At 73.4% G+C, this 18375-nt stretch carries 10 protein-coding genes; 7 read left to right on the top strand and 3 right to left on the bottom strand.

Features of this window, described 5'->3' with window-relative positions; genetic code table 11:
• Positions 1-172 precede the first annotated feature (172 nt).
• From ACZ4NB_RS30175 to ACZ4NB_RS30165, 3 genes are all read left to right on the top strand, one after another.
• Positions 173-2977 carry a discoidin domain-containing protein gene (locus tag ACZ4NB_RS30175; protein WP_467666217.1) on the top strand — a complete coding sequence of 935 codons (2805 nt, stop codon included), beginning with the start codon at positions 173-175 and terminating at the stop codon, positions 2975-2977.
• A gap of 87 nt (positions 2978-3064) precedes the next feature.
• Positions 3065-6940 carry an ABC transporter ATP-binding protein gene (locus tag ACZ4NB_RS30170; RefSeq protein ID WP_467666216.1) on the top strand — a complete coding sequence of 1292 codons (3876 nt, stop codon included), beginning with the start codon at positions 3065-3067 and terminating at the stop codon, positions 6938-6940.
• Positions 6941-7068: 128 nt separating this feature from the next.
• Entirely contained in the window at positions 7069-8487 is a 1419-nt protein-coding gene (locus tag ACZ4NB_RS30165; protein ID WP_467666215.1) for a S28 family serine protease, read from the top strand.
• Between the two features lie 64 nt (positions 8488-8551).
• Here ACZ4NB_RS30165 and ACZ4NB_RS30160 read toward each other — a convergent pair whose 3' ends face one another.
• The 3 genes from ACZ4NB_RS30160 to ACZ4NB_RS30150 form a co-directional block, all read right to left on the bottom strand.
• A complete protein-coding gene (locus ACZ4NB_RS30160) occupies positions 8552-10384 on the bottom strand; it encodes a glycoside hydrolase family 3 protein (protein ID WP_467666214.1) in 1833 nt (610 codons plus the stop codon).
• A gap of 178 nt (positions 10385-10562) precedes the next feature.
• Positions 10563-11378, bottom strand: a complete 816-nt coding sequence (locus tag ACZ4NB_RS30155) for a sugar phosphate isomerase/epimerase family protein (RefSeq protein WP_467666213.1) — start codon at positions 11376-11378, stop codon at positions 10563-10565.
• A 41-nt stretch (positions 11379-11419) separates the two neighbouring features.
• Positions 11420-12445, bottom strand: coding sequence for a bifunctional helix-turn-helix transcriptional regulator/GNAT family N-acetyltransferase (locus ACZ4NB_RS30150; RefSeq protein WP_467666212.1), 1026 nt, complete (start codon positions 12443-12445; stop codon positions 11420-11422).
• A 160-nt stretch (positions 12446-12605) separates the two neighbouring features.
• On the opposite strand from ACZ4NB_RS30150, the gene ACZ4NB_RS30145 reads away from it, so the two are divergent.
• The 4 genes from ACZ4NB_RS30145 to recD2 all read left to right on the top strand — a co-directional run bounded on the left by ACZ4NB_RS30145 (position 12606) and on the right by recD2 (position 18274).
• Positions 12606-13757 (top strand): Gfo/Idh/MocA family protein, encoded by a 1152-nt coding sequence (locus ACZ4NB_RS30145; RefSeq protein WP_467666211.1) that lies wholly within the window; start codon positions 12606-12608, stop codon positions 13755-13757.
• Entirely contained in the window at positions 13754-14950 is a 1197-nt protein-coding gene (locus tag ACZ4NB_RS30140) for a dihydrodipicolinate synthase family protein (protein ID WP_467666210.1), read from the top strand. Before ACZ4NB_RS30145 ends, ACZ4NB_RS30140 begins: the two co-directional genes overlap by 4 nt.
• A complete protein-coding gene (locus ACZ4NB_RS30135; protein WP_467666209.1) occupies positions 14947-15816 on the top strand; it encodes a sugar phosphate isomerase/epimerase family protein in 870 nt (289 codons plus the stop codon). The genes ACZ4NB_RS30140 and ACZ4NB_RS30135 overlap by 4 nt, the downstream gene beginning before the upstream one ends.
• Positions 15817-16066: 250 nt before the next feature.
• Positions 16067-18274, top strand: coding sequence for an SF1B family DNA helicase RecD2 (recD2, locus tag ACZ4NB_RS30130; RefSeq protein ID WP_467666208.1), 2208 nt, complete (start codon positions 16067-16069; stop codon positions 18272-18274).
• The last annotated feature ends 101 nt before the right edge of the window (positions 18275-18375 follow it).

Below are 18375 nucleotides of genomic sequence, written 5' to 3'. Positions count from 1 at the left end.
TGACCAATCGGAGCGCTATGGGCCGGGTCCGTCGGCGCGTCGATACGGCCAAGTCCGTGACCCGGACGGCCTATTCGTCCTAAGGTGCGGTGAAGGCGGGGGCCTGATGATGTTCAAGGTGAAGTCCGTGCCGCGGGCCGCGGCACGGACCGCGTACGTACGACGGAGAACCATGGAACTCTCGGCACCTCCCCCCGCCGGCCGCGCACCGCAGGGCCCGGACCGGCCGCGCCGCGGGCTCGCCGCCCGCCGCTCCCGCAGGCTCGCCGCCCCGATACTCGCCACCGCGCTGGTCGCCGCCCTCGCGCCCATATCGGCCTCCGCCGCGCCGACCCGGCCGCCGTCCGGCGCCCCGGCCCCCCAGAGCCCCTGCGAGCAGGGCGACGGCTGGAGCGCCACCGCCACCACGATCGACCCCAAGGACAGCCACCACGCCTACGTCGGCAACGGCTACCTCGGACAGCGGGTGCCGCCCCACGGCACCGGCTACGCGGCCCCCGGCGGCACGACCGGCTGGCCGCTGAAGACCCCCGCCTACGACGGCTCGTTCGTCTCCGGGCTGTACGCCAAGGGGCCCGAGAACGTCGAGGGGCGGCAGGCCATCGCCGCCATCCCCACCTGGACCACCCTCGACGTCACCACCGGCGGACAGCGCCCCGACACCTTCTCCTCCGCCACCCGACCGGGCCGGATCTCGCACTACCGCCAGACCCTCTCGCTGCGCTGCGGATTCGTCCGCACCTCGCTGACCTGGACCACCGCCGACGGCCGCAGCACGGACCTGGTCTACGACGTGCTCGCCGACCGCAACGACGCGCACACCGGTGCCGTACGCCTGCGGATGACGCCCCACTGGAGCGGCGCCGCCACCGTCACCGACACCCTCGACGGACGCGGCGCCCGCCGGGTGCAGCCGTCCAGGGCCCCCGCCGACGGCAGGGCGGCCCCCGGCACGATGGACGTCGGCTTCCGCACGGACGGCACGAAGACCGAGGGCGCGGTGGCCTCCACCCTGCGCACCGGCCCGCAGGTGCGCCCGGCCGGGCCCCGGCAGGAGCCGCGGGCCGACGGGCTGACCAGTCGGCAGCGGGTGACCTTCCCGGTCCGCGGCGGACGGACCTACGAGCTGACCAAGTACGTCGGCGTGGACACCGCGCTCACCTCCCGCTCCCCGCGCGCCGCCGCCCGCGCCGCCGCGCTGCGGGCCGCCGACCGCGGCTGGCCGGAGGTGTTCGCCCGGCACACCGCCGCCTGGCAGCGCCTGTGGCGCTTCGACATCGAGGTCCACGGGCGGCCCGACCTGCAGTCCTGGGTGCGCTCGGCGCAGTACGGACTGCTGTCCGCCACCCGCACCGGCAGCGCCAACAGCATCGGTCCGACCGGTCTGACCAGCGACAACTACGCCGGTGAGGTCTTCTGGGACGCCGAGACCTGGATGTACCCGGGGCTGCTCGCCGGCCACCCCGAACTCGCCAGGTCGATCGTCGACTACCGCTACCGCACCCGGGAGCGGGCCCGCGCCAACGCCGAGAAGCTCGGCTACGACGGGCTGTTCTACCCCTGGACGTCCGGCAGCGACGGCGCCCTGTGGAGCGAGTGCCACAGCTGGGACCCGCCGCACTGCCGGACCCAGAACCACCTCATGGGCGATATCTCCCTCGCCGCCTGGCAGTACTACCTCGCCACCAAGGACACCGCCTGGCTGCGCTCCCGCGGCTGGCCGGTCCTCAAGGGCATCGCGGAGTTCTGGGCCTCCCGGGCCACCCGCAACGCCGACGGCAGCTACTCGGTCAGGAACGTCGCGGGTCCGGACGAGTACAGCAACGGCGTCACCGACGGCGTCTTCACCAACGCCGGCGCCGCCACCGCGCTGCGGCACGCCACCCGCGCCGCCGCCCTCCTCGGCGAGCGGGCACCCGCCTCCTGGACCACCCTCGCCGACCACCTGCGGATCCCCTACGACAGCCGCAACAAGGTCTTCGAGCAGTACGCCGGCTACCGGGGCACGACCATCAAGCAGGCCGACACCGTCCTGCTGATGTACCCGCTGGAATGGCCGATGCCGCCCGCGCGGGCGGCGCGCACGCTGGACTTCTACGCCGCGCGCACCGACCCGGACGGCCCCGCCATGACCGACTCGGTGCACGCCGTCGACGCGGCCGGGATCGGCGAGCCGGGCTGCTCGACGTACACCTATCTGCTGCGCTCCATCAAGCCGTTCGTGCGCGGGCCGTTCGCGCAGTTCTCCGAGGCACGCGGCAGCAAGGCCGGCGCCTCGGACCCGCACGCCGGGCAGCCCGCGCAGGACTTCCTCACCGGCAAGGGCGGCTTCCTGCAGACCTTCACCCACGGGCTGACGGGCCTGCGGCTGCGCGAGGACCGGGTCCGGCTGGACCCGATGCTGCCGCCGCAGCTGTCCGACGGCGTCACCCTGCGCGGGCTGCGCTGGCAGGGGCGGACGTACGACGTGGCCATCGGGGCGCACCAGACCACCGTGCGGCTGACCTCCGGGGCGCCGATGACCGTCGAGTCGCCCCAGGGCGAGCAGCTCGTCAGCCGGGGCGTGCCGGCCGTCCTCAAGACCCGCCGCCCCGATCTGGCCGCGACCTCGAACGCCGCCCGGTGCACCCCGGCCACGGCGACCTCGGAGGAGCCAGGGATGTACGCGGCCGCCGCGGTCGACGGCAACGACACCACCGCCTGGGTCCCGAACGCCGCCACCGGCACCCTCACCGTCGACCTCGGCCGCACCACCCGCGTCGGCCAGATCACCCCGCACTGGACCGCCACCCGCCCCAGGACCTATCGCGCCGAGGTCTCCACGGACGGTGAGCACTGGACGGGGACGGGGTACGCGGGCCGGACCCCCGCCCGGTACGTACGGGTCGTGGTGGAGGGCGACCGCACCCCGGCGGCCGGCGGAAAGCCCAGGCCGCACCCGGGAATCACGGAGCTCACGGTGCAGCGCGTGAAGTGACCACGAGCCGGATTGTTACGACGGGATGAAAATCGCACCCCGCGGCGTTGGTGCCTGGCGACAGGCGTCGACGGCGGGAGGCATGGGGTGGCGGGCGCGGATACGGACGAGGTCCGGGTGGGCTGGGCGCGGCGGCTGAGCCGCGACTGCTGGCAGTACAGGAAGGACGTCCTGTTCGCGCTCGGCTCCTCGCTCGCCGGCATGGGCGTGCTGGCGCTGGTCCCGCTCGTGCCGAAGCTGATCATCGACGACGTCATCGTCCGGCACGAGCGGTCCCTCGCCCTGTGGTCCGGCGTGCTGATCGCGGCCGCCGTGGTCGTCTACGTCCTGACCTACCTGCGCCGCTTCTACGGCGGCCGGCTCGCCCTGGACATCCAGCACGATCTGCGGACCCGGATGTTCGCCGCGATCTCCCGGCTCGACGGCCGGCGGCAGGACGAGCTGAGCACCGGCCAGGTCGTCGGCCGCGCCACCAGTGACCTGCAGCTGATCCAGAGCCTGCTGTTCATGCTGCCGATGATGATCGGCAGCGTGCTGCTCTTCGTGGTCTCGCTGGTGGTGATGGCGTTCCTCTCGCCGCTGCTGACCGTCATCGCGCTCGCCGTCGCCCCCGCTCTGTGGTTCATCGCCCAGCGCAGCCGGGCGCGCCTCTTCCCCGCCACCTGGTACGCCCAGAGCCAGGCCGCCGCGGTGGCCGGCGTCGTGGACGGGGCCATATCCGGCGTCCGGGTCGTCAAGGGCTTCGGCCAGGAGGAGCAGGAGACCGGCAAACTGCGCGAGGTCTCCGGCCGGCTGTTCGCCGGGCGGCTGCGCACGGTCCGCCTCAACGCCCGCTACACCCCCGCGCTGCAGGCCGTCCCCGCCCTCGGCCAGGTCGCGATGCTCGCCCTCGGCGGCTGGATGGCCACCCAGGGGCAGATCACCCTCGGCACCTTCGTCGCCTTCTCCACGTATCTGGCGCAGCTGGTCGGCCCGGTCAGGATGCTCGCGGTGATGCTGACCGTCGGACAGCAGGCGCGCGCCGGCGTGGAGCGGGTCTACGAGCTGATCGACACCGAACCCTTCATCCAGGAGCGCGCCGACGCCCACGAGCTGCCCTCGGACGCCCCGGCCACGGTCGCCTTCGACCGGGTGACGTTCGGCTACGCGGCGGCCCACGACGGCGACGGGAGCGGCCCCGCCCGCCCCGTCCTGGAGGACTTCTCGCTGCGCATCGAGGCCGGCGAGACGGTCGCCGTGGTCGGCACGTCCGGCAGCGGCAAGTCCACCGTCTCCCTGCTGCTGCCCCGCTTCTACGACGTCACCGCCGGCCGCGTCCTGGTCGGCGGCCACGACGTGCGCGCGCTGACCCTCCCGTCGCTGCGGGCCGCCATCGGCCTGGTCCCCGAGAGCAGCTTCCTGTTCTCCGACTCCGTGCGCGACAACATCGCCTACGGCCATCCGGAGGCCACCGACGCGCAGGTGCGCGCCGCGGCCCGCGCCGCCCAGGCCGACGGCTTCATCGAAGCGCTCCCCGAGGGCTACGACACCGAGGTCGGCGAGCAGGGACTGACCCTGTCCGGCGGCCAGCGGCAGCGCATCGCGCTGGCCCGGGCCATCCTCACCGACCCCCGGCTGCTCGTACTGGACGACGCCACCTCCGCCGTCGACGCCCGGGTCGAGCACGAGATCCACGAGGCGCTGCGCGGCGTCATGGCGGGCCGTACGACCCTGCTCATCGCGCACCGCGCCTCCACCCTGGCGCTCGCCGACCGGGTCGCCGTCCTCGACGGCGGGCGGCTGGTCGACGTCGGCACCCAGGACGAACTGGCCGAGCGATGTCCGCTCTACCGCAGGCTGCTGACCGACCCCGAGGAGCTGGGCGGTATCGAGCGCGACCCGGCGGGGGAGCTCGCCGGTGCCCGCACCGCGACCGGACTGCCGGCGTACACCCCCGACGGCGCCGGAGCGGACGGGCTCGACGGCCTCGGCGGCGAGGCGGACGGCGGGCAGGGCCGGCCGGGCCCGGCGGCCGGAGCCATCACCCCCGAGCTGTGGGTCCGCCGCGAGCAGGACGCCGAGGCGGGCGGGGCCGGCATCGCCCCCCGCGCGGCCGCCGCCGGGCCCGGCCTGGGCGCCGCGACGGCCGGGGCGCCGGCGACGCCCGAACTCCTCGCCCGGGTCGCCGCGCTGCCGCCGGCCGAGGACACCCCCGCCGTCGACGAGGACCGGGCGGTGCGCCCCGAGCGCTCCTACGGCCTGCGCCGGCTGCTGCAAGGCTTCGGCGGGCCGCTGGCCCTCGCCCTGGCGCTGGTCGCCGTGGACGCCGTCGCCGGGCTGATGCTGCCGGTCCTGATCCGCCACGGCATCGACGAGGGCGTCCGCCGGGGCGTGCTCGCCGGCGTCTGGGCCGCCTCCGCGCTCGCCCTGATCGTGGTGCTCGCCCAGTGGGCCGCGCAGATCGGCGGCAACCGCATGACCGGCCGCACCGGCGAGCGGGTCCTGTACTCCCTGCGCCTGAAGATCTTCGCGCAGCTGCAGCGCCTCGGGCTCGACTACTACGAGCGCGAGCTGACCGGCAAGATCATGACCAGGATGACGACGGACGTGGACGCGCTCTCCACGTTCCTGCAGACCGGCCTGGTCACCGCCCTGGTCTCGATGCTGACGTTCTTCGGCATCCTCATCGCGCTGCTCGCCATCGACGTCCAGCTCGCCCTGGTCGTCTTCGCCACCCTCCCGCCGCTGATCATCGGCACGTACTTCTTCCGCAAGCAGAGCGTCAAGGCATATGAGCTGGCCCGCGAGCGGATCAGCACCGTCAACGGCGACCTCCAGGAGAACGTCGCCGGGCTGCGGATCGTCCAGGCGTTCCGGCGCGAGCGGCGCGGCCGGGAGCGCTTCGCCGAGCGCAGCGACGCCTACCGCCGGGCCCGGGTCCACGGCCAGTTCCTGATCTCCGTCTACTTCCCGTTCGTCCAGCTGCTGTCCTCGGTGGCGGCCGCCCTGGTGCTGATCGTCGGCGCCGGACGGGTCGGCTCGGGCACCCTCACGGCCGGCGCGCTGGTGGCCTATCTGCTCTACATCGACCTGTTCTTCGCCCCCGTCCAGCAGCTCTCCCAGGTCTTCGACGGCTACCAGCAGGCGTCCGTCTCGCTCGGCCGCATCCAGGAGCTGCTGCGCGAGCCGACCACCACGCCCGCCGCCGAGCGCCCCCGCGAGGTACCCGCGCTGCGCGGCGAGATCGTCTTCGACGACGTCGACTTCCACTACGGCAAGAGCGAGGAGCCGGCGCTCGCGGGCATCAGGCTCGCCATACCGGCCGGCCAGACCGTGGCCTTCGTCGGCGAGACCGGCGCCGGCAAGTCCACCCTGGTCAAGCTGGTGGCGCGGTTCTACGACCCGTCCTCGGGCGCCGTCCGGATCGACGGCACCGACCTGCGCGAACTGGACCTGACCGGCTACCGCCGCCGCCTGGGGGTGGTCCCCCAGGAGTCCTACCTCTTCGCCGGCACGGTCCGCGACGCCATCGCCTACGGCCGTCCGGACGCCACCGACGCCGAGGTGGAGGCCGCGGCCCGGGCCGTCGGCGCCCACGAGATGATCGCCACCCTGGAGGGCGGCTACCTCCACGAGGTCGCCGAGCGCGGCCGCAACCTCTCCGCCGGCCAGCGGCAGCTGCTGGCGCTGGCCCGCGCCGAACTCGTCGACCCGGACGTGCTGTTGCTCGACGAGGCCACCGCGTCCCTCGACCTCGCCACCGAAGCCGTCGTCAACCAGGCCACCGACCGCCTCGCCGGCGCCCGCACGACCATGATCGTCGCCCACCGCCTGACCACCGCCGCCCGCGCGGACCGCGTCGTGGTCCTCGACCAGGGCCGTATAGCCGAGGACGGCAGCCATGCGCAACTCCTCGCGCGCAACGGGCGGTATGCGCAGCTGTGGCGCACCTTCACGGGCGAGGAGGAGGAACTGGTGGCCTGACCGCCCGTGCGGCGCGGGGCCCTCCCCGCGCCGCAGGGGGAGATCCACCGGATGGCGCCGGGGGCTGGTGGCACCCCCCGCGCGCCGATAGGTTCAGCTGCACCTTTGCTATCCCAAGGGGAGGGTGCATGCACAAGGCCACCAGATGGCTGCTGTCGCTCGCCGTGCTCATAGGCACGGCCACAGCCGGCAGCGCCTCGGCGGGAGCGGCCACCGCCGCCGAGCCGAAGACCGAGGACATCAAGGACCGGATCCTGGCGATCCGGGGGATGAGCCTCGTAGAGGAGAAGCCGGTCGACGGCTACCGCTACTTCGTTTTGAACTACACCCAGCCGATTGACCACCGGCACCCCTCGAAGGGGACCTTCCAGCAGCGACTGACCCTGCTGCACAAGTCCGTCGACCGCCCGACGGTGTTCTTCACCTCGGGCTACAACGTCGGCACCACGCCGTCCCGCAGCGAACCCACCAAGATCATCGACGGCAACCAAGTCTCCCTGGAGTACCGCTACTTCACCCCGTCCCGGCCCACGCCCACGGACTGGAAGAAGCTGGACATCCGGCAGGCGGCCAACGACCAGCACCGCATATTCGAGGCGCTGCACGGCATCTACGGCAAGAACTGGATCGCCACCGGCGGCAGCAAGGGCGGCATGACCGCCACGTACTACCGCCGCTTCTTCCCGCACGACATGAACGGCACCGTCGCCTACGTCGCGCCCAACGACGTGCGCAACGACGAGGACGCCGCCTACGACCGCTTCTTCCGGACCGTCGGGACCGCGCAGTGCCGCACCGCCCTCGCCGCCATCGAGCGCGAGGCCCTGGTGCGCCGCGGGGAGATGGTCGACCGCTTCCAGGCATGGGCCGACAAGGAGAAGCAGACCTTCCAGACCGTCGGCAGCGCCGACCGGGCCTACGAAGTCATGGTCACGGACCTGGTGTTCGGCTTCTGGCAGTACCAGCCCGCCGAGACCGCCTGCGCCGAGGTGCCCAAGCCCACCGTCTCCACCGACGAGCTGTGGAAGTGGATGGACAAGGTCGGCGGCTTCGACAGCTACACCGACCAGGGCATGGAGCCGTACACGCCGTACTACTACCAGGCCGGCACCCAGCTCGGCGAGCCCGGCTACGCCTACCCGAACCTGGCCGGCCTGCTGAAGTACCCCGGCATCAACAACTCCCGCAGCTTTGTCCCCAAGGACATCCCGATGCGCTTCGACGCGCGCGCGATGCCCGACGTCGACCGCTGGGTGCGCCACCACGCCCACCGGATGATGTTCGTCAACGGCGAGTACGACCCGTGGAGTTCGGAGCACTTCGAGCTCGGTGCGGGCGCCCGTGACTCGTACCTGTTCACCGTCCCCGGCGGCAACCACGGCTCCAACATCGCCAAGCTGAAGGAGGCCGACCGCACCAAGGCCACCGCCGAGCTCCTGGACTGGGCCGGCGTCCCCGCCCCGAGCGGCCGGGCCACCCCGCTGGCCCCGTACAACAAGAAGCTGGACAAGCAGGAGATCCGCCGCGTGCCGATGCTGCGGCCGTGACGTGTTGAGAACGGCGCGCTCCCCGCGGCAGGGGAGCGCGCCGTGTCCGTGGCCGCCGGGCGGGTCAGGGGTAGGCCAGGCCGTGGCCGATCGGGAACAGCTCCTGGTGGGGGTCGTCGGCGCGCATTATCGCCACCGGCAGCCGGCCCGCCGGGTCCCGCCGCCCGGCGATCACCCGGGCCGCCGCCCGCAGCTCCACATCCGTCCAGGAGTAGCTCGCCAGGGCCGCCCGGACGCCGTCGAGCCGGGCGATGTCGTAGGGGTTGCGGACCGCCAGCTGCACCACCGGCTTTCCGGTGCCCAGCAGCGCGGCGACCAGCTTGCCCTGGGACGATCCGGCCGTGACGTTGTACGTCGCCACCACCACCGCGTCCCGCTCGCCGAGCGCCGCCACCGCCTCGTCGATCCGCCGCTGGTCCGGCGCCATGCCCGTGGCCAGCGCATGGGCGGTGAAGCCCAGCCCGGTCAGGGCCTTCGCCAGCACCGCGGTCGGCGGACCGCCGGTCCCCGACGGCGCGGCCGGGTCCGCCCCCACCACCAGCACCCGCGGCTGCCGCCGCCGCGACAGCGGCAGGATGCCGCCGTCGTTGCGCAGCAGCGTGGTCGTACGGCCCGCGATCCGGTCCGCGGCGGCCAGATGCTCGCGGGTGCCGACCACCCGGTCCACGTCCTGGTGGGTGGTGTACGGGTCCCGGAACAGCCCGCGCCGCTCCTTGAGCAGCAGGATGCGCAGCAGCTTGGCGTCGATGTCGCGCTCCGCCAGCTCGCCCTCGGCCATGGCCTTGACGACGGCGCCGTGCGCCACGGACAGATCCGGCGGGTTCAGCAGCTGGTCGACGCCGGCCTTGAGCGCCAGGACCGGCACCCGGGCGTCGCCGTACTTCACCCGTACGCCCTCCATGCCGAGTGAGTCCGTCACCACCACACCGTCGTAGCCGAGCCGTTCGCGCAGGATGCCGGTGAGGATCGGGCGGGAGAGCGTGGCCGGGTCCTCGCTCGGGTCGAAGGCGGGCACGACGATATGCGCCGTCATGATCGAATCGATACCGGCGTCGATCGCCGCCTGGAAGGGCGGCGCGTCCAGCCGCTCCCACTCCTCGGCGCTGTGGTGGATGTACGGCAGTCCGACATGGCTGTCGGTGTCGGTGTCGCCGTGCCCGGGGAAGTGCTTGGCGCAGGCCGCGACCCCGCCGTCCTGATAGCCCTTCACCTGGCTGCCGACCATACGGGCCACGGCCTGCGGGTCGGCGCCGAAGGAGCGGACGCCGATCACCGGGTTGGCGGGATTGACGTTGACATCGGCGACCGGCGCGTAGTCCTGCCGGATGCCCATGGCGTACAGCTCCCGGCCGGCGATCCGGCCCGCCGTACGCGCCCCAGCGGCGCTGCCGCCCGCGCCGAGCGCCATCGCCCCGGGCAGCAGCGTCGCGGGGGCGCCGACCCGGGCCACTATGCCGTGCTCCTGGTCGGTGGAGATCAGCAGCGGCACGGGGACCCGCTGGGCGGCGGCGGCCTTCTGGATGCCGTTGGACAGATCGGCGATCTGATGCGGCTCGCGGGTGTTGTGCGCCCAGCCGAAGTAGATGATGCCGCCGACGTGGTACTTGGCGATCAGCTCCGCGGCGTTGGCGACGCCGATCTCCTTCTGGTTGGCGGCCACGTCCGCCGGGTCGGGGTCGGTGGCGGAGTGCCCGTAGACCCGCATCACGAAGAGCTGGCCGGCCTTCTCCTCCGGCGTCATACGGGCGATGAGGCGGCGCAGCCGGGCCAGGGTGGCGGCATCGGGGACGGGCTGCCGCCCGGGGGCGGGTGGGGCGGCGTGCGCGGGCACGGCGCCGGCGGCAGCGGCGGCGGCCGCGGCCGCCGCGGTGGTCAGGACGGTACGTCTGGAGTGCATCTGCGCTCCTTCCGGGGGGCTTCCTCGACTCGTTGAAGGAAACTTCCAAGGAGACACGGATAGCCGGAAAACTATTGTCGGTCAATGACTCCATCCGAGGCGGCGCCCAGCTCTTGCGGGGCGGGCCGGGGTGTGTGAGGGGGCGTCACAATCGTGCCCGGCGGACGGGGTGGGCCGGTCAGGTGGCGGCGTCCTCCAGGAGGCGCTGGAGGTGTGCCCGGCCCGGGGCCAGCAGGTCGGGGAGGTCCGGGGCCTGGGGGTACCAGCGCTTCTCGTACTCCCAGCACAGCCAGCCGCCCCGGCCCCGGCCGTCGGCGTCCTCGAACGCGTGGGCGGGGCCCTGGGCGCCCCGGACGAGCGCGGCCAGGACGGCGCCCAGCGGCACGGCGCCCGCGCCGAGCGGGACGGGGGTGGTGTCCTTCGCCGAGACGACGTCCTTGACCTGGACATAGCCCAGCTGCGGGGCGAGCGCGGCATGGGTGTCGGCGGGCTCCTCGCCACCGAGCCAGCTGTGCAGCACATCCCACAGCGCGCCGATCTGGCGATGGCCCACCGGGCCCAGGATCCGGGCGGCGGCCGCGCCCGTGCGGTGCGAGTCATGGGTCTCCAGCAGGACCCGGACGCCCCGCTCGGCCGCGAGCGGAGCCACCGCGGCGAGCCGCCGGGCGGCATCGGCCTCCGCCTCGGCCGCCGGCCGCCCGCCGCCCCCGGGGAACACCCGCACAAAGCGCGCACCCAGATCGGCGGCGAGCCGCACCAGCTCGCTCAGCTCGTGCGCCAGCTCCTCCTCGCCCGCCGCGTCCCGCGCGGCGGCGACCCGGGCGTACCCGGCGACGGCCAGCACCTCGACGCCGGCGTCGGCGAACCGCCCGCGCACCGCGGCCCGTTCGCGCGCCCCCAGCAGCGGGTGCACCGGCTCCTCCGCATGGGCGCGCAGCTCGACCCCCTGATACCCGGCACGGGTGGCCAGTCGCAGGACATCGTCCACGGGCATCCCGGGCACCCCGAGAGTGGAGAACGCCCAACGCGCCGCCGTCACAGCGCCAGCCGCCAGTCCTGGCCGACCAGATCGCGCCCGAAGCTGCGGTGCGGCGACTCGGCGACCAGCTCGAACCCCGCCTGCTGATAGATCCTGCGGGCCGACCCGAGCACGGAGTTGGTCCACAGGACCAGCTCCTTGTAACCGGCGTCCCGGGCGAACTCCACACAGGAGTCGACGAGTCGGTGCCCCAGGCCGTGCCCCCGGGCGCCGGGCTCCACGAGCAGCAGCCGCAGCCGGGCGACCCCCGGACGGCCGTCCCGTACGCACATCACCGCGCCGGCGCGCTCACCGTCCAGCTCCGCTATCCAGGTGCGGTCCCACCGCGGATCGAAGTCCTCGGCGTACTCCGCGACGATCCGGGCCACCAGCGCCTCATAGCTCAGATCGAAGCCGTACTCGGCGGCGTAGAGCGCGGCGTTGCGCTCCACCATCCAGCCCAGGTCCCCGGGGCGGGAGGTGCGCAGCGCGACCTCGGGCGCCGGGGTCCGGCCACCCGTCCGGCCCTGCGGCGCCGCCGCGTCCTGCGTGCCCTCCCCGGCCTCCGGGCCCTCGCCGAGGAGGGCGCGGATCGTCCGCATCGAGGCGACCACGCGGGCCCGGTCCGCCGCCGGAAGGTCCCGCAGCAGCGAGCCCGCGGCGTCCTGCGAGCGCTCCTCCAGCAGGTCCGCCGCCTCCCGGCCGTCCTCGGTCAGGGTGATGCGCTGGCGGCGGGGGTCCCGCTCGGACCGGCCGCGGCTGATCAGCTCGCGCTGCTCGAACCTCCCCAGCAGGCGGCTGAGATAGCCGGCGTCCAGCGACAGCGAGGAGCGCAGATCCGCGGCGTCCACCCGCTGGTGGTGGGCGAGTTCGTAGAGCACCCGGGCCTCGGTGAGGGTGAAGGGCGTGTACAGATGCCGGCCGTAGTCGAGCGCGCCGATCAGGTTCGTGTAGAAGCGGTTGAATCTGCGCAGCTCGCGGATGTCGGCCGCGGGGCGGGACGCCGCGCCGGGCGCCGTATCGGATGCCGTGCCGGTTGTCATCGTCGACCACCTCACCCTTGACTCAGTCAAGGATAAGCGGGTGGGGCCGGTCCGCGCACCCCCATTTCGCCGTTTGACCGCCGACGCAGACCGGTACGTACGACCTGAAGCGCACGAACACCCCCGCTCACACGATTCGCATCCTGAGAGAGGCCGGGCCGTGACACGCACGACCGTACGCATCGCCATGAACGGCGTGACCGGACGCATGGGGTACCGCCAGCATCTGGTCCGCTCCCTCCTCGCCCTGCGCGAACAGGGCGGCCTCGAACTGGCCGACGGGACGGTGATCTGGCCCGAGCCCGTGCTCGTCGGCCGCTCCCCGGACAAGCTGCGGGCACTGGCCGAACGCCACGGCCTCGCGGAGTGGAGCTGCGACCTCGACGCCGTACTGGCCGACGACTCCATCGCCGTCTACTTCGACGCCCAGGCCACCGCCGCCCGCCCCGAAGCCGCCAAGAAGGCCATCGCCGCCGGAAAGCACCTGTACGTCGAGAAGCCCACCACCGGCGACCTCGCGGGCGCCCTGGAACTGGCCCGGCTGGCCCGGGACGCCGGCGTCAAGAACGGCGTCGTCCAGGACAAGCTCTTCCTGCCCGGCCTGCGCAAACTCCGCCGCCTGATCGAGGGCGGCTTCTTCGGCCGGGTGCTGTCCGTACGGGGCGAGTTCGGCTACTGGGTCTTCGAAGGCGACTGGCAGCAGGCGCAGCGCCCCTCCTGGAACTACCGCGCCGAGGACGGCGGCGGCATCGCGGCCGACATGTTCCCGCACTGGGAGTACGTCCTGCACGAGCTGTTCGGCCCGGTGCGCACCGTCCAGGCGCGGATCACCACGCACATCCCGCGCCGCTGGGACGAGTCGGGCGCCCCGTACGACGCCACCGCCGACGACGCCGCATACGGCATCTTCGAGCTGGCCGGCGGCGTCGTCGCCCAGATCAACTCCTCCTGGGCGGTCCGGGTGCACCGCGACGAGCTGGTGGAGTTCCAGGTGGACGGCACCGAGGGCTCGGCCGTCGCCGGACTGCGCCGCTGCCGCGTCCAGCACCGCTCCACCACCCCCAAACCCCTGTGGAACCCCGATGTTCCGGCGTCCGAGCCGTTCCGCGACCAGTGGCAGGAGGTCCCCGACAACACCGCCTTCGACAACGGCTTCAAGGCGCAGTGGGAACTGTTCCTGCGGCACGTCGTCCGCGACGAGCCCTGGCGCTGGGACCTGGCCGCCGGCGCCCGGGGCGTCCAACTCGCCGAACTGGGGCGCCGCTCCTCGGCGGAGGGGCGTCGCCTGGACGTACCGGAGCTGAGCCTGTGAACGCGTCGGCCGCCGACCGGCCCCGCCCCGGGCCCGCGGCCGGCGCGACCCCGTCCGCGTCCCCTGACGGGGCGCGGCCCCCGCTGCGCTCCCGCACCGTCTACGCCGCCGCCCATGTGGTCGCCGATCCGCTCGCCGACACCCACCCGGACGGCCCGGCCGCCCTCGACTGGGACGCCACCCTCGCCTTCCGCCACCACCTGTGGTCGCACGGCCTGGGCGTGGCCGAGGCGATGGACACCGCACAGCGCGGCATGGGCCTGGACTGGGCCGTCGCCGCCGAGCTCATCCGGCGCTCCGGAGCCGAGGCCCGGGCGGCCGGCGGCCTGCTCGCCTGCGGAGCGGGCACCGACCAACTACCGCCCCAGGGTGCCACGTTGGCCGCTGTCCGGGCCGCCTACGAGGAGCAGCTCGCCCTCGTCGAGGACGCCGGCGCCCGGCCGGTCCTCATGGCGTCCCGCCAGCTCGCCGCGGCCGCGACCGGACCCGACGACTACCTGGAGCTCTACGGCGGCCTGCTGCGCCAGACCACCCGGCCGGTGATCCTGCACTGGCTCGGCCCGATGTTCGACCCCGCGCTGCACGGCTACTGGGGCAGCGCGGATCCCGACGCCGCCACAAGGACCCTCCTCGACCTGATCGCCGCACACCCCGGCAAGGTCGACGGCGTCAAGGTCTCCCTCCTGGACGCCGGGCGAGAGGTACGGCTGCGCCGCCGCCTCCCGGGGGACGTGCGCTGCTACACGGGCGACGACCTCCACTACCCCGAGCTGATCGCCGGCGACGACCACGGCTTCAGCCATGCCCTGCTGGGTGTCTTCGACCCGCTCGCTCCCCTGGCCGCCGACGCCGTACGCCGCCTCGACGACGCCCGGGGCCCCGAAGGCACCGCCGCGTTCCGCGCCGCCCTGGACCCCACGGTCGCCCTGGCCCGCCACCTCTTCCAGGCACCCACCCGCTACTACAAAACGGGGGTGGTGCTGCTGGCCTGGCTGGCGGGCCACCAGTCGCACTTCACCATGGTCGGCGGCCTGCAGTCGGCCCGCTCCCTGCCGCATCTGCACCGCGCCCACCAACTGGCCGACGCACTGGGCCTGTTCCCGGACCCCGAGCTGGCCGCCGCCCGGATGCGCGGCCTGCTCGCCGTCCACGGGATCGGCGACCCGGACGGAAGGACCGTGAGGCCCGTATGACCGCCGCCGACCCGACACCCCTCGACCGCCTGAGCCTCAATCAGGAGACCGTCAGGCAGTGGTCGCTGCCCGACCTCGCCAACGGATGCGCACGGGCGGGCGTTCGGGGCGTGGGCCTGTGGCGCGCCCCGGTGCGGGAGTACGGGGTGGCCGCGGCCGCCCGGCTCGTACGGGACGCCGGGCTGCGGGTCACCAGCCTGTGCCGCGGCGGGTTCTTCACCGCGGCGGACCCCGGTGAGCGGGCGGCGGCCCTGGACGACAACCGGGCGGCCCTCGACGAGGCGGCCGCCCTGGGGACCGGCACGCTCGTCCTGGTGTCCGGCGGGCTCCCGGCCGGCAGCCGGGATCTGCCCGGCGCCCGGCAGCGCGTCGCCGACGCGCTGGCCGAACTGGTCCCCTACGCCGTGGAGCGCGGTGTGCGGCTGGCGATCGAACCGCTGCACCCCATGTACGCGGCGGACCGCTGCGTGGTCTCCACGCTCGCCCAGGCGCTCGATCTCGCCGAGCGGTTCCCCGCCTACCAGGTGGGCGTCGTCGTGGACACCTACCACCTGTGGTGGGACGACACGGTCGGCGGGCAGATCGACCGCGCGGGCGGCGGGGGCGCCGACGGGGCGGCGGGCACGCGGATCGCGGCCTTCCAGCTCGCCGACTGGATCACCCCGCTGCCCGAGGGCGCCCTGCTGGGACGCGGGCAACTCGGCGACGGGGCGGTGGACCTGCGCTGGTTCCGGGAGCGGGTCGAGGCGGCCGGCTACCGGGGGCCGATCGAGGTGGAGATCTTCAACCCGGCGCTGTGGGCCCGGGACGGCGCCGAGGTGCTGGCCGAGGTGGTCGAGCGCTTCCGGACGCACGTCGTCCGGTGAACGAAGGGCGTACAACTGGTGACGGTGAAATAACTCTGCGGATGCGCGCAACCGTTGGCGGCCCCTGTCGGTCATAGCTGACGCTGGTTCCGACCGGGGAGGGATCCGGGGGGATCGGGGACCGGCGCGGAGGGGGAATCGAGGGGCCCGGCCATCGGACGGGCCCCTCGATGGAGCCCGGGCCATTCGGCGCCACCCGCGGCGAGGCGGCACCACGCGCGGTGTCGGACCCCGGCGGTACGGTCGGGGCATGGTCAACGCAGCCGTGGTCGAAGGGGTCCTGGAGCGGATCACCTACGCCAACGAGGAGAGCGGCTACACCGTCGCGCGCGTCGACACCGGCCGCGGCGCGGGCGATCTGCTGACGGTCGTCGGCGCGCTGCTCGGGGCGCAGGTGGGGGAGTCCTTGCGGATGGAGGGCCGCTGGGGCTCACACCCCCAGTACGGCAAGCAGTTCACCTGCGAGAACTACACCACGGTCCTGCCCGCCACCATCCAGGGCATCCGCCGCTATCTCGGCTCCGGCCTGGTCAAGGGAATCGGCCCGGTCTTCGCCGACCGCATCACCCAGCACTTCGGCGTGGACACCCTCGACATCATCGAGCGCGAGCCGGACCGCCTCATCGAGGTGCCGGGCCTGGGCCCCAAGCGCACCAAGAAGATCGCCGACGCCTGGGAGGAGCAGAAGGCCATCAAGGAGGTCATGGTCTTCCTCCAGGGCGTGGGGGTCTCCACCTCCATCGCGGTGCGGATCTACAAGAAGTACGGCGACGCCTCGATCTCCGTAGTACGCAACCAGCCCTACCGCCTCGCCGCGGACGTCTGGGGCATCGGCTTCCTGACCGCCGACCGCATCGCCCAGTCCGTCGGCATCCCCCACGACAGCCCGGACCGCGTCAAGGCGGGCCTGCAGTACGCCCTGTCGCAGTCCACCGACCAGGGCCACTGCTTCCTGCCCGAGGAGCAACTGATCGCGGACGCGGTGAAGTTGCTCCAGGTGGACACCGGCCTGGTCATCGACTGCCTGGCCGAGCTGGCCGCGGACCCGGAGGGCGTGGTCCGCGAGAAGGTGCCCGGCGAGGACGGCGCGGCGGTCACCGCCGTCTATCTGGTGCCCTTCCACCGCGCCGAGACCTCGCTGGCCGGCCGGCTGACCCGGCTGCTGCGGACGGACGAGGACCGGATGCCGGCGTTCCGGGACGTCGACTGGGACAAGGCGCTGGCGTGGCTGGCGCGCCGCACGGGCGCCGATCTGGCCCCCGAGCAGCAGCAGGCGGTCCGCCTGGCACTGACGCGGAAGGTCGCGGTGCTCACGGGCGGGCCGGGCTGCGGCAAGTCCTTCACGGTCCGCTCCGTGGTCGAGCTGGCCCGCGCCAAGAAGGCCAAGGTGGTGCTGGCGGCGCCCACGGGCCGGGCCGCCAAGCGGCTCGCGGAGCTGACCGGCGCGGAGGCGTCGACGGTCCACCGCCTCCTGGAGCTCAAGCCCGGCGGGGACGCCGCCTACGACGCCGACCGGCCGCTGGACGCCGACTTGGTGGTCGTCGACGAGGCGTCGATGCTGGATCTGCTGCTGGCCAACAAGCTCGTCAAGGCGGTGCCGCCGGGCGCCCATCTGCTGCTGGTGGGGGACGTCGACCAGCTGCCGTCGGTGGGCGCCGGCGAGGTGCTGCGGGACCTGCTGGCCGAGCCCGGCCCGGTGCCCGCCGTCCGGCTGACCCGGATCTTCCGGCAGGCCCAGGAGTCCGGCGTGGTCACCAACGCCCACCGGATCAACTCCGGCGTCCCCCCGCTCACGACCGGACTGGCCGACTTCTTCCTGTTCGTGGAGGAGGACAATGAAGAGGCCGGACGGCTGGCCGTCGATGTCGCGGCCCGCCGGATCCCCGCGAAGTTCGGCCTGGACCCGCGCCGGGACATCCAGGTGCTGACCCCGATGCACCGCGGCCCGGCCGGTGCGGGCGCCCTGAACGGCCTGCTCCAGCAGGCGGTCACCCCCGCCCGCCCCGATCTGCCCGAGCGCCGCTTCGGCGGCCGCGTCTTCCGCGTCGGGGACAAGGTCACCCAGATCAGAAACAACTACGAAAAGGGCCGCAACGGCGTCTTCAACGGGACGGTGGGCGTGGTCACGGCGCTGGACTCCGACGAGCAGCGGCTGACGGTGCTCACCGACGAGGACGAGGAGGTCCCCTACGACTTCGACGAACTCGACGAACTCGCGCACGCCTATGCCGTGACGATCCATCGCTCGCAGGGTAGTGAGTATCCAGCGGTGGTGATTCCGGTCACCACAAGTGCCTGGATGATGCTGCAGCGCAATTTGTTGTATACCGCCGTGACCCGGGCGAAGCGCCTGGTGGTGCTGGTCGGCTCCCGCAGGGCCCTCGGGCAGGCCGTACGCACGGTATCCGCCGGTCGGCGGTGTACGGCGCTGGCTCACCGGCTCGCCGGGGCGATGTGATGTCACTCCTCTTTCTCAATCGGGGCGAAAGGGAGCAGGATGGACACTCGCGCGGCACTGAGTGCCGTAATGAGGCCCTATGGCCGACCCCGAGTGCACAT

The sequence above is a fragment of the Streptomyces sp. NPDC026575 genome (assembly GCF_055567415.1).
The sequence above is the reverse complement of the archived record's forward strand: the minus strand, read 5'-3'. Positions and strand labels throughout refer to the sequence as shown.

Coding starts and splice junctions, on each gene's coding strand:
- ACZ4NB_RS30175 (WP_467666217.1), top strand. CDS start 173: ATGGAACTCTCGGCACCTCCCCCCGCCGGCCGCGCACCGCAGGGCCCG.
- ACZ4NB_RS30165 (WP_467666215.1), top strand. CDS start 7,069: ATGCACAAGGCCACCAGATGGCTGCTGTCGCTCGCCGTGCTCATAGGC.
- ACZ4NB_RS30160 (WP_467666214.1), bottom strand. CDS start 10,384: ATGCACTCCAGACGTACCGTCCTGACCACCGCGGCGGCCGCGGCCGCC.
- ACZ4NB_RS30155 (WP_467666213.1), bottom strand. CDS start 11,378: ATGCCCGTGGACGATGTCCTGCGACTGGCCACCCGTGCCGGGTATCAG.
- ACZ4NB_RS30150 (WP_467666212.1), bottom strand. CDS start 12,445: ATGACAACCGGCACGGCATCCGATACGGCGCCCGGCGCGGCGTCCCGC.
- ACZ4NB_RS30135 (WP_467666209.1), top strand. CDS start 14,947: ATGACCGCCGCCGACCCGACACCCCTCGACCGCCTGAGCCTCAATCAG.
- recD2 (WP_467666208.1), top strand. CDS start 16,067: ATGGTCAACGCAGCCGTGGTCGAAGGGGTCCTGGAGCGGATCACCTAC.